9 protein-coding genes and 2 pseudogenes are annotated in these 15,562 nt (G+C 73.4%); 6 read left to right on the forward strand and 5 right to left on the reverse strand.

Translation table 11 applies throughout. The annotated features are described in order from the left end of the window. Positions 1-102: 102 nt before the first annotated feature. The 4 genes from ACIQOV_RS04625 to ACIQOV_RS04640 all read right to left on the reverse strand — a co-directional run bounded on the left by ACIQOV_RS04625 (position 103) and on the right by ACIQOV_RS04640 (position 5,392). Positions 103-1,317 carry an ROK family protein gene (locus ACIQOV_RS04625; protein ID WP_401044863.1) on the reverse strand — a complete coding sequence of 405 codons (1,215 nt, stop codon included), beginning with the start codon at positions 1,315-1,317 and terminating at the stop codon, positions 103-105. An 18-nt stretch (positions 1,318-1,335) separates the two neighbouring features. Then, complete coding sequence (locus tag ACIQOV_RS04630; protein ID WP_401044865.1) at positions 1,336-1,905, reverse strand: GtrA family protein; 570 nt, start codon at positions 1,903-1,905, stop codon at positions 1,336-1,338. A 121-nt stretch (positions 1,906-2,026) separates the two neighbouring features. Beyond that, positions 2,027-4,477 carry an endopeptidase La gene (gene lon, locus ACIQOV_RS04635; protein ID WP_401044868.1) on the reverse strand — a complete coding sequence of 817 codons (2,451 nt, stop codon included), beginning with the start codon at positions 4,475-4,477 and terminating at the stop codon, positions 2,027-2,029. Between the two features lie 204 nt (positions 4,478-4,681). Next, positions 4,682-5,392, reverse strand: coding sequence for a rhomboid-like protein (locus ACIQOV_RS04640; RefSeq protein WP_401044871.1), 711 nt, complete (start codon positions 5,390-5,392; stop codon positions 4,682-4,684). A 617-nt stretch (positions 5,393-6,009) separates the two neighbouring features. Here ACIQOV_RS04640 and ACIQOV_RS04645 point away from each other — a divergent pair. The 4 genes and pseudogenes from ACIQOV_RS04645 to ACIQOV_RS04660 form a co-directional block, all read left to right on the forward strand. Further along, positions 6,010-6,747 (forward strand): response regulator transcription factor, encoded by a 738-nt coding sequence (locus tag ACIQOV_RS04645; RefSeq protein ID WP_030057574.1) that lies wholly within the window; start codon positions 6,010-6,012, stop codon positions 6,745-6,747. Between the two features lie 93 nt (positions 6,748-6,840). After that, positions 6,841-8,028 carry a sensor histidine kinase gene (locus ACIQOV_RS04650; protein ID WP_401044873.1) on the forward strand — a complete coding sequence of 396 codons (1,188 nt, stop codon included), beginning with the start codon at positions 6,841-6,843 and terminating at the stop codon, positions 8,026-8,028. 233 nt (positions 8,029-8,261) lie between these two features. After that, entirely contained in the window at positions 8,262-12,008 is a 3,747-nt protein-coding gene (locus tag ACIQOV_RS04655) for a multifunctional oxoglutarate decarboxylase/oxoglutarate dehydrogenase thiamine pyrophosphate-binding subunit/dihydrolipoyllysine-residue succinyltransferase subunit (RefSeq protein WP_401044876.1), read from the forward strand. A 241-nt stretch (positions 12,009-12,249) separates the two neighbouring features. Further along, a pseudogene (locus tag ACIQOV_RS04660) lies at positions 12,250-13,068 on the forward strand (serine/threonine-protein kinase); the annotation flags it as partial. 594 nt (positions 13,069-13,662) lie between these two features. On the opposite strand, the pseudogene upp reads toward ACIQOV_RS04660, so the two are convergent. Continuing rightward, a pseudogene (gene upp, locus ACIQOV_RS04665) lies at positions 13,663-14,274 on the reverse strand (uracil phosphoribosyltransferase); the annotation flags it as partial. 196 nt (positions 14,275-14,470) lie between these two features. Between upp and ACIQOV_RS04670 the strand changes: the two are divergent. Further along, a complete protein-coding gene (locus ACIQOV_RS04670) occupies positions 14,471-14,674 on the forward strand; it encodes a hypothetical protein (protein WP_359913963.1) in 204 nt (67 codons plus the stop codon). A gap of 315 nt (positions 14,675-14,989) precedes the next feature. Beyond that, positions 14,990-15,547, forward strand: a complete 558-nt coding sequence (locus ACIQOV_RS04675) for a tRNA adenosine deaminase-associated protein (RefSeq protein WP_359913958.1) — start codon at positions 14,990-14,992, stop codon at positions 15,545-15,547. The last annotated feature ends 15 nt before the right edge of the window (positions 15,548-15,562 follow it).

Here is a 15,562-nt window from a genome sequence, read left to right on the forward strand (position 1 = left end):
CCCGGCCACCACGGCCGGGGGCCCGGCGCGTGTTCCGGGGCCCGGCGCGCCCCGCAGGGTCGGCCGGGTCGGCCGGGTCGGCCACGACGGCCCGGACGGCTCTCACCCCGCCGCAAGCGGCCCCGGATCGGCCACGATGGCCCGGACGACCCGCGCCGCCGCGCCCAGCAGCGGGCCCCGGCGGCCCAGCCGGGAGACCGTCAGCCGGTCCTCCGACCAGGGCCGCACCGTCACCCGGGCGGCCAGTTCGGCCCGCATCGCGGGCAGCAGCCAGGGCGCCAGCCGGGCGTAGCCGCCGCCCAGCACCACCTCGGCCGGGTCCAGCAGGTTGACCGCGCCGGCGGCCGCGGTGCCGAGCGCGGCACCGGCCCCGGCCAGCGCCGCGAGGGCGGCCCGCTCCCCGGCCCCGGCCCGGTCGGCGAGCAGCGCCACCCAGTCGCCCCGGGCTCCGGTCAGACCGGCCGCCCGCAGCACCGCCGCCTCGCCCGCGTACTGCTCCAGGCAGCCGTTCGCCCCGCAGGCGCAGCGCGGCCCGTCGGGGTGGACCGGCACGTGGCCGAACTCGCCGGCGAAGCCGCCGGCCCCGCGCAGCAGCCGGCCGCCGACCACGATCGCCGCGCCCACCCCGGCCTCGGCGGAGACGTACAGGAAGTCGTCCGGGCCCGCGCCCAGCCAGCGCTCGGCCAGTCCGCCGAGGTTGGCCTCGTTGTCCGCCTCGATCGGCAGCCCGGCCAGGCCGCCGCCGGCGGTCCGCAGCGCCGGGCGCAGTGCGGCGGCCAGCGGGACGTCCTGCCAGTCCAGGTTGGCGGCCCGCTGGAGCACCCCGCCGGAGCCGCCGACCAGCCCGGGCACGGCCAGGGTGAGCCCGGCCGGGCGCAGCCCCGACTCGGTGACGGCCTCGTGCAGCAGGTGGGCGAGGTCGGCCATCACGGCGGCGGGCTCGCGCCCGTGGTTGGTGACCTCCCGGCGCCGCCAGGCGCGGACCTCCCCGCGCAGGTCCACCACGCAGGCGCCCAGGTGGCGCACCCCGATCTCGGCGCCGAGGCCGCCGGGCCCGTCCGGGTTGAGGCCGAGCGCGGTGCCGGGACGGCCGACCTTGCCGCTGGGCGCGGCGGGGCCCTCCTCGACCACCAGGCCGGCGGCGATCAGCTGTTCGGCGAGCGAGGAGACGGCGGCCCTGGTCAGGCCGGTCCCGGCGGCCACCTCCGCGCGCGAGCGCGGTCCGCCCGCGATCGTCCCGAGCACCAGGGCCAGGTTGGCCCGGCGCATCCCCTGCTGGCTGGCGGGCCCGGTCCGGACCGGGTCCGGCTCACGCATAAGGCTCACCTCGTCCCTTTACGGCACATCCGGTGGCATCCCGGGTGCAGCGTAGTCGGGTTCCGGGGGCACCGTCGTCGGCACCGGGACGGGCTCGGCCCGGGTCCGCCCGGCGGGCGGGACGAAGACCCACCGGCGCATCGCCCGGTAGCGGAACAGCATCGCCACGAAGGTGCCGACGACCATCCCGCTGAGGAAGTCCGCGACCTCCTGCTCGAAGGGCCCGATGTACGGCTCGCGCAGGTCCAGGAGGTAGCGGGAGACCACCAGCGGCACGTCGTTGACGGCGATCGCCACGGCGCTGACCAGGACGAACATCAGCACCTCGCGCTTGTGGCCGGCGGCCCGGAAGGCCCAGCGGCGGTTCAGCACGTACGAGACGACGGTGCCGATCACGGTCGCCACGGTCAGCGCGACCACCGGTTTGTGCTCCAGCACCGTGAACTTGAGCTCGAAGTCGATCACCGTGGTGAGCACGAAGCAGCCGCTCCCGACCAGCAGGAACTTCACCAGCCGGCGGTGGCGCACCAGGAAGGGGCGCAGCCGGTCGGGCACCCGGGCCAGGGCGCGCTGCGTGGGGGACGGCATCTCCGCAGTCTCGCACGCGGGGGTGCCGCCGGCCCTTCAGATCGCCGGTGGCCCGTTCGGGTCGCCGGCGGCCGTCGGACCGGCGGCTCCCGGAGCGCCGGCGCGTGGCCCGGGCCGGCGGTCAGGCGGCCACCAGCACCGTGGCCCCGGCCGGCTCCAGCGCCAGCTCCAGCACCTCCCGCACGTCCGCCACCGGGTGGACGGTGAGCCGCTCCAGCACCTCGGCCGGGACGTCGTCCAGGTCGGCCTCGTTGCGCCTGGGGATGATCACCGTGGTGACCCCGGCCCGGTCGGCGGCGAGCAGCTTCTGCTTCACCCCGCCGATCGGCAGCACCCGCCCGGTCAGCGACACCTCGCCGGTCATCGCCACGTCGGTGCGCACCCTGCGGCCCGAGAGCAGCGAGGCCAGCGCCGTGGTCATGGTGATGCCGGCGCTCGGCCCGTCCTTGGGGACGGCCCCGGCCGGGATGTGCAGGTGCACGCCGCGGTCCCGCAGCGAGGTGACCGGCAGCTCCAGCTCGGCGCCGCGCGAGCGCAGGTAGGAGAGCGCGATGTGCGCGGACTCCTTCATCACGTCGCCCAGCTGTCCGGTGAGGGTCAGCCCGGTGCCGCCGGTCTCGGCGTCGGCCAGCGAGGCCTCGATGTAGAGGACGTCGCCGCCGGCGCCGGTCACCGCGAGGCCGGTGGCCACGCCGGGGACGGCGGTGCGGCGCTCGGCCGGCTCCTGGGCGGACTCCGGCACGTGGTGCGGCCGGCCGATCAGGGCGCGCAGGTCCTGCGGGCCGACCTGGGCGGGCAGCTCGCGCTCGCCCAGTTCGGCCTGCGCGGCGATCCTGCGCAGCACCCGGGCGATCGAGCGCTCCAGGGTGCGCACGCCCGCCTCCCGGGTGTACTCCCCGGCGAGGCTGCGCAGCGCCGATTCGTCCACGGTGACCTGCCCGCCGCCGAGACCCGCCTTCTCCAGCTGGCGCGGGAGCAGGTGGTCGCGGGCGATGGCGACCTTCTCGTCCTCGGTGTAGCCGTCCAGCCGGACCAGCTCCATCCGGTCGAGCAGCGGCTCGGGGATGGCCTCCAGCACGTTGGCGGTGGCGAGGAAGACGACGTCGGAGAGGTCGAGCTCGACCTCCAGGTAGTGGTCCCGGAAGGTGTGGTTCTGCGCCGGGTCCAGCACCTCCAGCAGGGCGGCGGCCGGGTCGCCCCGGTAATCGGAGCCGACCTTGTCGATCTCGTCGAGCAGGACGACCGGGTTCATCGAGCCGGCCTCCTTGATCGCCCGCACCAGCCGGCCGGGCAGCGCGCCGACGTAGGTGCGCCGGTGGCCGCGGATCTCCGCCTCGTCCCGGACGCCGCCGAGCGCGACCCGGACGAACTTGCGGCCCATGGCGCGGGCCACCGACTCGCCGAGCGAGGTCTTGCCGACGCCGGGCGGGCCGACCAGGGCCAGCACCGCGCCGCCCGCCCGTCGCCCACCGGTACCGCTCGTGGGAAGCGCTCCGCGCTGCCCGTCCCGCGGGCCGCCGACCGGCCCGAGCCCCTGGTCGGCCCGGCGCTTGCGGACGGCCAGGTACTCGACGATGCGGTCCTTCACGTCGTCGAGGCCCGTGTGGTCGGCGTCCAGCACCGCGCGGGCGCCGGCGATGTCGTACTCGTCCTCGGTGCGCTCGCTCCAGGGCAGTTCCAGGACGGTGTCCAGCCAGGTCCGGATCCAGGAGCCCTCGGGCGACTGGTCGGAGGAGCGCTCCAGCTTGTCGACCTCCTTGAGCGCGGCCTCGCGGACCTTCTCGGGCAGGTCGGCGGCCTCGACCCGGGCGCGGTAGTCGCCCTCCTCGTCGGCCGCCTCGCCGTTCAGCTCGGCCAGTTCCTTGCGGACGGCCTCCAGCTGGCGGCGGAGCAGGAACTCCTTCTGCTGCTTGGCCACGCCCTCCTCGACGTCCTTGCGGATGGTGTCGTTGACCTCCTCCTCGGCGAGGTGGTCGCGCAGCAGGGTGAGCGCGTACTCCAGTCGGGCGACCTGGTCGGCCTCCAGCAGCACCTTGAGCTTCTGCTCGGCGGTGGCGAAGGGCGCGTAGCCGATGTTGTCGGCGAGCTCGCCGACGCCCTCGATCTGCGCCACCCGGTCGACGATCTGCCAGGCGCCGCGCTTGCGCAGCCACTGGGTGGACAGCGCCTTGTACTCCTTGACCAGCTCGGCGGCCCGGCCGGCCACCGGAGTGCCCACCGAGGACTCCCGGAACGGCGTGGTCTCCACCCAGAGGGCGGCGCCGGGGCCGGTGGTGCCGGCGCCGATCCGGACCCGGCGCACGGCGCGCACCAGCGCCGCCGGATCGCCGTCCGCCAGCCGGCCGACCTGCTCCACGGTGGCCAGGGTGCCGGCCGCCGCGTACGAGCCGTCCACCCGCGGGACCAGCAGGACCTGCGGCTTGGCGGTGCCGGTGGCGGCGGCCCGGGCGGCCTCGACCGCGGCGCGCACCTCGGCGTCCTTCAGGTCCAGCGGCACGACCATGCCCGGCAGGACGACCTCGTCGTCGAGCGGCAGCACGGGCAGGGTGAGCGGTGTGGACGTCGATGCCATGATCTCTCCCCAGTCAGTGAACTTGAGTCGACCTGACTAAGGCTTGGCGGCCGCCGGATGTTCCCGGCCCTCTGTTCGCCGTGAGCGAACACGCATCGGGCCGGGAAGCCCGCGCCCGACTCCGTCAAGAGAGGGGTGGGCGCACCTCGGGGAATCCCGGCACGAGGCCCCCGGGGCCCGGACGGCCCCGGCCGGCCGGCGGCGTCAACGCGCCGTCCACACCCGCGCGGGCGCACCGCCGGCGGCCGCCGCGACGGCCGGACGCGGCCGGGGCGGGCGCCGCTCGACCCGGCGCAGCCAGCGCCACAGCGCGACCCCGGTGAGCACCGCGGCCGGGTGCCCCACCCCCGTGATCACGTCCTTGTCGGTGGCGATCTGCTGGGCGATCATCAGCCCCGCGCCGCCCAGCGCGAGCAGCCGCCCGCGCCAGGAGAGCAGCCCGGCCACCGCGCCCAGGCAGGCGAGCACGCCGTAGCTGACCCCGATGTCCAGGTGGTCCATCGCCTCGGGCGCCATCCGCCCGGTCTCCACCGCGGTGATCACCACTCCCTGGGAGAGCAGCGTGGCCGCGACGTGCCCGACCGCGAACACCGCCGCCGCCCGGGCCGGACCGACCCTGCGCTCCAGCGGGGCGAGGGTGAGGGCGAATCCCCACAGGTAGGGCATCCACACCTCGCCGGCCACCCAGAATCCGCTCAGCACAAGAGCACGCAAAGGATGCTGGAGCAGGTTGTGCCCGTCCGAGCTGGAGGCCTCCTGCAGCCGCTGGACGAGTTCCGGGTCGGCGAGCCCGGCGAAGGTCGTGGTGGCGCCCACGACGGCGAGGTACCCGAGCGTGAAGGGCGTGCTCCGGGGTGTCGGCACCCGCTCCAGCAGCCACTGGAGGACGCCGGTGCGCAGCCCGAGGCGGAGCATTCCGTAGGGCGCTCCCGCGCCTCCGCACCCGTCGGCACTCCGTCCGAGTCCCGCCATGCCGCCTCCGCTCCACGCCGCAGCCACCGGCTCCCCACCCGGGCCCAACGTACCGGCGCGCGCCGCGGGTTCCGCCCGGTCGGGTGTTGTCGTGGCCACGGTACGTCGAGGTTCTGAGAGGCACCTGGGAAAAGCCCGTGAAGAACACCGCCGTAGCGGACGGCGGGATTCCCGACATTGGTCCAGACCTTCTCCCCCGCAACGCGGCAGCAGGGCCTCTGACCGGCGACTTGGCGTCAACTGAACTGCATACGTACCGTTACGCAGTGAAAATTCGCCGGGTAAGGTATCGGCCCGTGCCCACTCGTGCAGTGGGTCCGAGGGCGGCCCGACAGCCGGCCCACGGGCCGGAAACGTCCGGTCCACCTGCCGGGAAGCATCCGCTGTCCGTACGCTGCGAAGTGCGCGGGAGAAGTGGGCGGCCGACCATCCGTCCTCGGCTCCCGATCGCGCGACGGGACGGCGGACCCGGCACAGTCCACGACGGAACAAGACTACGAGCGGAGCCCCGCCATCCCCACAGGTGGCCGGCCCGCAGCCCTGGGGGCGGTGGCGTGACCGTGACAGAAATTCAGCAGGACAACCACAACACCGGTGGCACTGTGAGCAGCCAGCGCAGAGTCCTGGTGGTGGAGGACGAGCCCACGATCGCCGAGTCGATCGCCGCCCGGCTGGGCGCCGAGGGCTTCAAGGTCGCCGTGGCCCACGACGGCCCCGGCGCGGTCGACGGGTTCCACACCTGGCAGCCGGACCTGGTGGTCCTCGACATCATGCTGCCCGGCTTCGACGGGCTGGAGGTGTGCCGCCGGATCCAGGCCCAGCGCCCGGTGCCGGTGCTCATGCTGACCGCCCGCGACGACGAGACGGACCTGCTGGTCGGCCTCGGCGTGGGCGCGGACGACTACATGACCAAGCCGTTCTCGATGCGCGAACTGGCCGCCCGCGTCAACGTCCTGCTGCGCCGCGTCGAGCGCGCCCAGCAGGCCGCCCGCACGCCCGCACTGGGCAGCCTGCGGTTCGGCGAGCTGGAGATCGACCACGTGCAGCGCCGGGTCCGGCTGGCCTCGGGCGACGTCCACCTGACGCCGACCGAGTTCGACCTGCTCGCCTGCCTGGCCGCCCAGCCGCGCGCCGTGCTCACCCGCGAGCAGCTGCTGGCCGAGGTCTGGGACTGGACCGACGCGTCCGGCACCCGCACGGTGGACAGCCACGTCAAGGCGCTGCGCCGGAAGATCGGCGCCAGCTGGATCCGCACCGTCCACGGAGTCGGCTACGCCCTGGAGGCCCCGCTCTCCTGACGGCATCGATCGGGCGACGGGCCACCGGGGGGCCCGTGTCCGGACGACGCCGTGCCACCACGCGGGGGGACGACGCGGGGACCACAGGGGACAATGACCTTTCCACAGCAACGCAACGGGGAATCCGACGGCACGCGGCAGCAGAACCTGGCCGCCCGCGCCGCCCGCCGGGTCTGGGCCGACATCCGGCCGCTCGATCCGGTCCGCTCGATCAAGGGCAAACTCACCCTGCTCGTGATCGTCTCCGTGTTCCTGGCCACCGGGATGGTGGTCGTGGCGATCCGGTCCGAGACCCAGATCCGGATCATCATGGTCTTCTCCATGATCGCCTCGCTGCTCTTCATGCAGTTCCTCGCGCACGGGCTCACCGCCCCCCTGCGCGAGATGACGGCCGCCGCCCGCGCGATGGCCTCCGGGGACTACACCCGCCGGGTCGAGGCGGGCTCGCGCGACGAGATCGGCGAGCTGGCGGCCGCGTTCAACGCCATGGCCGCCGACCTCCAGGCCGCCGACCGGCACCGCCGGGAGCTGGTCGCCAACGTGTCGCACGAACTGCGCACGCCGATCGCCGCGCTGCGCGCCGTCCTGGAGAACGTGGTGGACGGCGTCGTCCAGCCCAATCCGGCCACCCTGGGAGCGGCGCTGGAGCAGACCGAGCGGCTCGGCCGGCTGGTCACCCACCTGCTCGACCTCTCCAAGATCGACGACGGCGTGGTCGACCTGGACGCCCGCCCCTTCGAGGTGCGCGAGTTCCTGGACGGCGTGCTGCGCGGGGTCACCGTGGACGGCGCCACGGCCGGCGGCGCCTTCTCCCGGCGCGGGGACGTCCGGCTGGCCCTGGAGGTCAGCCCCACCGGCCTGACCGGCGTGGCGGACCCGGAACGGCTCCACCAGGTGGTCGCCAACCTGGTCGACAACGCCTGCAAGCACTCCCCGCCCGGCGGCACCGTGACGGTGCGGGCGAGACCGGAGGGCGAGGAGGGCGGCCTGCTGCTGGAGGTCGAGGACGAGGGCCCCGGCATCCCGCCGGCCGACCGCACCCGGGTCTTCGACCGGTTCAGCCGCAGCGGCACCGCGACCGCCGCCGGACCGGGGGCGGACGGCGGCACCGGACTGGGTCTGGCCATCGCCCGCTGGGCGGTGGACCTGCACGGCGGGCGGATCGCGGTGGCCGAGTCCCCGCGCGGCTGCCGGATCGAGGTCCGGCTGCCCGGACCGCGCCCAGGTGACGGTCGGGACATTTGTCACAGATCCGACACAGAGGCATACGAAGATCGTTAGAGGATTCGACCGAGTTTTTGTCCGGTTTGGTCCTACTATGCCCACGGATCGGCACCGATCGGTTCCCCTCAGATGCGGCTTTCTAACGCACTTTTTCAGCCAAAGTGCAGGTCAGCACTGTGATCTGGGCGACGCCTGGGCCCCGGGGACTGCGCGATCACTGGTCAGGGGCGTAGCCTTAATCCCCGCTGTCCAAACATCCCAAAAGGAAGCGGAAGAGGGCGGTTGCCGCCGTGTCGCCACAGTCCCCTGAAACCCCCAACAGCTCGGCAAGCTCCACTGGCTTCGGCCCCAATGAGTGGCTCGTCGACGAGATCTACCAGCAGTACCTCCAGGACCCGAACTCGGTCGACCGAGCCTGGTGGGACTTTTTCGCCGACTACAAGCCCGGTACCGAGGTGACCCCAGTGACCCAGGCCGCGACCCAGGCCGGCTCCGCGCCGACCCCTGCCGCTGCCCCCGCGCCCGCTGCTGCTCCGGCCGCGCCCGCCGCCGCCCCGGCTGCTCCGGCCGCCCCGGCCCCGGCCGCCGCTCCGGCTCCGCTCGCCGCCGCGCCCGCCGCGCCCCCGGCTCCCAAGGCCGCCGCCCCGGCGCCGGCCGCGGCCGCCGCCACCGCCGGCCCCGAGCTGATCCAGCTGCGCGGCCCGGCGAAGGCCGTCGCCACCAACATGGACGCCTCGCTGGAGGTGCCGACCGCGACCTCGGTCCGCGCCGTGCCGGCGAAGCTGTTGATCGACAACCGCATCGTCATCAACAACCACCTGCAGCGCGCCCGCGGCGGCAAGGTCTCGTTCACCCACCTGATCGGCTACGCCCTGGTCCAGGCCATCAAGGCCGCCCCGGGCATGAACTACAGCTACAAGGTGGAGAACGGCAAGGCCTTCCTGGTCAAGCCGGAGCACGTCAACCTCGGTCTGGCCATCGACCTGGTCAAGCCGAACGGCGACCGCCAGCTGGTCGTCGCGGCCATCAAGAAGGCCGAGACGCTCGACTTCTTCGGCTTCTGGCAGGCCTACGAGGACATCGTCCGCCGGGCCCGCGCCAACAAGCTGACCATGGACGACTTCACCGGCGTCACGGTCTCGCTGACCAACCCCGGCGGCATCGGCACCGTGCACTCCGTGCCGCGCCTGATGCAGAACCAGGGCACCATCGTCGGCGTCGGCGCCATGGAGTACCCGGCCGAGTTCCAGGGCTCCGCCCCGGAGACCCTGTCCCGCCTGGGCGTCTCCAAGATCATGACGCTGACCTCGACCTACGACCACCGCGTCATCCAGGGCGCGGCGTCCGGCGAGTTCCTGCGCGAGATCCACCGCCTGCTGCTCGGCGAGAACGGCTTCTACGACGAGATCTTCGAGTCGCTGCGGATCCCGTACGAGCCGGTCCGCTGGGCGACCGACGTCGCCACCACCCACGACGACGAGGTCAACAAGACCGCCCGCGTCATGGAGCTGATCCACTCCTACCGGGTCCGCGGCCACCTGATGGCCGACACCGACCCGCTGGAGTACAAGCAGCGCAAGCACCCCGACCTGGACGTCACCACCCACGGCCTCACCCTGTGGGACCTGGAGCGCGAGTTCGCGGTCGGCGGTTTCGGCAGCCAGAAGATGATGAAGCTCCGCGACATCCTCGGCCTGCTGCGCAACACCTACTGCCGCACCGTCGGCATCGAGTACATGCACATCCAGGACCCGAAGCAGCGCAAGTGGCTGCAGGAGCGCCTGGAGAAGCCGTACGCGAAGCCCGAGCGCGAGGAGCAGCTGCGGATCCTGCGCCGGCTGAACTCGGCCGAGGCCTTCGAGACCTTCCTGCAGACCAAGTACGTCGGGCAGAAGCGCTTCTCGCTGGAGGGCGGTGAGTCGCTGATCGCGCTGCTGGACGCGACCATCGACGCCGCCGCCGAGCACCGCCTCGACGAGGCCGTCATCGGCATGGCCCACCGCGGCCGCCTGAACGTGCTCGCCAACATCGTCGGCAAGCCGTACGGCAAGATCTTCGGCGAGTTCGAGGGCAACCTCGACCCGAAGTCGATGCACGGCTCCGGTGACGTCAAGTACCACCTGGGCTCCGAGGGCACCTTCACCGGCCTGGACGGCGAGACCATCAAGGTCTCGCTCGCCGCGAACCCCTCCCACCTGGAGACGGTCGACCCGGTCGTCGAGGGCATCGCCCGCGCCAAGCAGGACATCCTGGACCAGGGCGGCACCACCTTCCCGGTGCTCCCGATCCAGATCCACGGTGACGCGGCCTTCGCCGGCCAGGGCGTCGTCGCGGAGACCCTGAACATGTCGCAGCTGCGCGGCTACCGCACCGGCGGCACCGTGCACGTCGTGGTGAACAACCAGGTCGGCTTCACCGCCGCCCCGGCGTCCTCGCGCTCCTCGATGTACTGCACCGACGTGGCGCGCATGATCGAGGCCCCGATCTTCCACGTGAACGGCGACGACCCGGAGGCCGTGGTCCGCGTCGCGCGGCTCGCCTTCGAGTTCCGCCAGGAGTTCCACAAGGACGTGGTGATCGACCTCATCTGCTACCGCCGCCGCGGTCACAACGAGGCCGACAACCCGTCGTTCACCCAGCCGCTGATGTACGACCTGATCGACAAGAAGCGCTCGGTGCGCAAGCTGTATACCGAGGGCCTGATCGGTCGCGGCGACATCACCATGGAAGAGGCGGAGCAGGCGCTCCAGGACTTCCAGGGCCAGCTGGAGAAGGTCTTCGCCGAGGTCCGCGACGCGGCCCAGGCACCGGCCGACACCACCACGGGCAAGCCGGTCGCCGACTTCCCGGTCTCCATCCGGACCGGCATCTCCCAGGAGATGGTCAAGCGGATCGCCGCCTCCCAGGTCAACCACCCGGACTGGCTGACCGTCCACCCGCGCCTGCTGCCCCAGCTCCAGCGCCGCGCCGGCTCGGTCGAGGACAACACCATCGACTGGGCGATGGGCGAGACCCTCGCCATCGGCTCGCTGCTCATGGAGGGACACCCGGTCCGCCTGGCCGGCCAGGACAGCCGCCGCGGCACCTTCGGCCAGCGGCACGCCGTCCTGATCGACCGCAAGACCGGCGAGGACTACACCCCGCTGCAGTACCTCACCGAGGACCAGGCCCGTTACACCGTCTACGACAGCCTGCTGTCGGAGTACGCGGCCATGGGCTTCGAGTACGGCTACTCGCTGACCCGCCCGAACGCGCTGGTCATGTGGGAGGCGCAGTTCGGCGACTTCGTCAACGGCGCGCAGACCGTGGTGGACGAGTACATCGCCTCCGCCGAGCAGAAGTGGGGCCAGCACTCCGGCGTCACCCTGCTGCTGCCGCACGGCTACGAGGGCCAGGGCCCGGACCACTCGTCCGCCCGCCCGGAGCGCTTCCTCCAGCTGTGCGCGCAGAACAACATGACGGTCGCCATGCCGACGCTGCCGTCGAACTACTTCCACCTGCTGCGCTGGCAGGCGCACAACCCGCACCACAAGCCGCTGGTCGTCTTCACCCCGAAGTCGATGCTGCGTCTGAAGGCCGCGGCGAGTGCGACCGAGGAGTTCCTGTCCGGCTCGTTCCGCCCGGTCATCGGCGACTCCACCGTCGACCCGGCGCAGGTCCGCAAGGTGGTCATCACCGCCGGCAAGTTCTACTACGACCTGGCGGCCGCCCGCACCGAGCGCGGCGTCACCGACACCGCGATCGTCCGGGTCGAGCGGCTCTACCCGCTGCCGGTGGCCGAGCTCCAGGAGGAGCTGGCCCGCTACGGCGACAACGTCCAGTTCGTCTGGGCGCAGGAGGAGCCGGCCAACCAGGGCGCCTGGCCGTTCATCGCGATGAACCTGGTGGACCACCTCCAGGTCGTCATCGGCCGCACCGGCGGCGACGCCCGGCTGCGCCGGGTCGCCCGCACGGCGGCCTCGTCCCCGGCGGTCGGCTCGGCCAAGCGGCACGCCGCCGAGCAGCAGGCACTGGTCGAGGAGGTCTTCGCGCTCTGACGCGCCGAAGCCCCGCGGTCCGAACGCCCGTGGCCCCGTCCTCCCCTTCGGGAGGGCGGGGCCACGGGCGTTGGTGCCCGCCGCCCGTTCGGTTCCAGCTCTGCAACCAATCCGGAGCCGCCGTGCGCGGACTCCTGACGGATCGATAGGTTATGGCTCGCCGTCCGGCGACCGGGCGCCCGTCCACGCGCCCGGCCGCAGCGGCCGTACCGCCTCACCGCTCTCCCAGGGGGATCACCGCATGACCGCCGACACGCCTCGGGACGCCGGAAAGCTTCCTCCGGTCTTCCAGCCGCTCCTCCCGGACGACCCCCGGGAGGTCGGCGGCTACCGGCTGTTCGCCCGGCTGGGCGCCGGCGGCATGGGCCGGGTCTACCTCTCCTACACCCCGGGCGGGCGCCCGGTGGCACTCAAGGTGGTGCGCCCGGAGTTCGCCGAGGACGGCGAGTTCCGCCGCCGCTTCGCCCAGGAGGTCAGCAGCGCCCAGCGCATCCACGGGCTCTACACCGCGCAGGTGATCGACTCCGGCGGCCTGGACGGCGACGCCCCCTGGCTGGTCACCGCGTACGTCCCGGGGCCGTCCCTGCAGCAGGTGGTGCGCGAGAACGGCGCCCTGCCGGTGCGCACCGTACTGCTGCTGATGGGCGGCATCGCCGAGGCCCTCCAGGCGATCCACAGCGTCGAGGTGGTCCACCGCGACCTCAAGCCCGCCAATGTGCTGGTCGCCGGGGACGGCCCGCGGGTGATCGACTTCGGCATCGCCCGGGCCGCCGACGCCACCGCGCTGACCGGCACCGGCTACCGGATCGGCTCCCCCGCCTTCATGTCCCCCGAGCAGGCCCAGGGCCGCCCGGTCACCCCGGCCACCGACGTCTTCGCGCTCGGCGCCCTGGCCGCGTACGTGGCCGGCGGCACCGCGCCGTTCGGCGACGGCCCGGACACCGCGGTGCTCTACCGGGTGGTGCACGAGGAGGCGGACCTCACCGCCGTCCCGGCCGACCTGCGCGAACTGATCCAGCGCTGCCTGGCGAAGTCCCCGGAGGACCGCCCCACGCCCGCCGAGATCATCCAGGTCGCCCGCAACCACCCGGAGGTCGGCGGCCAGCTGCGGTTCGGCGACGACTGGCTGCCGCGCGAGGTCAGCACCGAGATCACCCGCCGCTCGGACCTTCCCAGGACCCCGCCGACCCCGCTGCCGGCCGCGCCCGCCACCCCGCCGACCCCGCTGCCCGCGATGCCGGCCGTTCCCCCGCCGCCCGCCGGCGCGCCGACCCACCCGGCCACCGCGGCCCACCCGCAGCAGCCGGCGACGCCCCCGTCCGGCTTCGCGCCGCCGCCGGTCGGCTCGTACGGCGCCCCGCAGCCGCCCACCGAGTCGCCGACCGCACCGGTGCTGCCCACCCCGCCGACCGTCGGGTTCCACCGGCCGGAGCCGCCGTCCCACGACACCCCGCCGCCCGGCCCGGCGGTGACCGCCGCCCCGGCGCCCGTGCCCGCACCGGAGCCCGCGCCCGCGCCCGCGCGCAAGGGCGGGGTGTCCTGGAAGGTGCTGCTCACCGTCGCCCTGGTGATGGCGGTCGGCGGCACCGCGGGCGGTGTGGTGCTGATGAAGAAGCTGGACGACGGCAAGGCGTCGAACGCCAAGCCGGCCCCCGCGGTCACCGTCGCCCAGGCCGGGGACGATGTAGCCGTTCTCGTTGAGCCGCTCGTCAACGGCGGCGGTGACCACGGTGACCGGCAGACCTGCCAGCTCCCGCTCCATCACCTCGACGCCCTCGGGCGCGGCCAGCAGCACCACGGCGGTGACGTCGGTGGCACCGCGCTCGATCAGCATCCTGATCGCGGCGACCAGGGTGCCGCCGGTGGCCAGCATCGGGTCGAGCACGTAGACCTGGCGGCCGGAGAGGTCGTCCGGCATCCGGGTGGCGTAGGTGGAGGCCTCCAGGGTCTCCTCGTTGCGGACCATGCCGAGGAAGCCCACCTCGGCGGTCGGCAGCAGGCGGGTCATCCCGTCCAGCATGCCGAGGCCGGCCCGCAGGATCGGGACCACCAGCGGGCGCGGGTAGCTGAGCCGGGTACCCAGCGTGACCGCGACGGGCGTGGTGATCTCCACCTCGTCGGTGCGGACGTCGCGGGTGGCCTCGTAGGCGAGGAGGGTCACCAGCTCGTCGGTCAGGCGACGGAAGGTCGGCGAGTCGGTGCGCTCGTCGCGCAGGGTGGAGAGCTTGTGGGCGACCAGGGGGTGGTCGACGACGTGGAGACGCATGTGTCGAGGTTAGCCCGGGTCTGGACGGGTGTACGACCCGCCGTGCCCCAGCCGGGCGACGGTCCGGGTGACGCGCCCGTGACACGCCGTGACCTGTCGCGAATGTCCGGACGGAAGTGCCTCCTGTGGTATCAACCGGGCCGTTCTGGGAATGTCACGTCTTATGACGAGCAACCCGAACGCCGGGGACGGCTCGATGGACGAGCCCGTCGACGGGTCGGGCCGGAGCCCGGGCCCGCCGTACGACCACCCCGAGACCGAGGCGGAGCGCCGCAGGCGGCGGGCCGTCTTCCTGCGCGAACTCACCGAGGCGCGCGAGCTGCGGGAGCGGGTCCAGCCCCGGCGGACCAAGGAGCGACGGATGCGCGAGGCCATGCGGATGCGAACCTTCCGGATCTGACAAGGCCCGGACGGCCCCGCGCCGCCGCGCCGCGCGCCCGGGGGCGGACCCCGGGCGCGGACCCGAAAACGGCCCGAGGCGGCCCCCGGCGGGCGTTCGGAGCAAATTTCGACCGGCTTCGGACCGCCACGCCCGACTTCGCCGTCCGCCACCCGGCCCTTCCGACACGACCTGCGAAGACGCGCTGCCGAACACCCCCCGCGAGGGCGGGCTTTCTGTCACGATTCCGATGGGACGGTCCGAACAAGCGGACCGCCCCTGGTGCGGGGGCGGCCAGATTTTCGCGTCGCCCGTGCGCGCCGGCAGCCGAGACCGATGATCTTGGGAGTGTCCCTGGTGGCGTACTTCGCTGCAGTGCTTGCTCGCACTGAGGACGGGTGGGATGTGAGCGAGACGGAGCTCGACGACGTCGAAACCCTGGCCGATCTGGCCGACCTGGCCCGCGACTCCGCCCAGGACGACGACAGCGTCCTGATCTTCATCGAACAGGAGGACGCCTGGTTCGCCGTCGTCCGCGTGGACGGCGAGGAGGACCCGCGGATCTTCGTGTCGGACGGCGCCGCGGCCGCCCGCAGCTCCTACGGGTCCGTCCTCACCGACGAGTTGGTCGACCAGGCCGGCGAGAGCGAGTTCGGCGACCTGGACCACCTGCTGGACGAGACCGAGGAGGCCGGGGAGCAGGACGAGGAGGACGCCGACGCCCGCGGCGGCGTCCCGGTCGGCCCGCTGGGCGACGCCCACCTGCTCACCGAGTTCGGCCTCGCCTCCGAGGACCTGCTCGCGCTCAGCGGCGAGGGCGCGGTGCCGGGCGACGCCCTGGAGGAGATCGCCGAGGCCCTGGGCTGCGGCGAGGTCCTGGAGGCCGTCCGGTAGAGGGGTCGGTCGTAC

Origin of the sequence: Kitasatospora sp. NPDC091257 (assembly GCF_044757675.1) — a bacterium.
Taxonomy (GTDB): domain Bacteria; phylum Actinomycetota; class Actinomycetes; order Streptomycetales; family Streptomycetaceae; genus Kitasatospora; species Kitasatospora lactacystinica.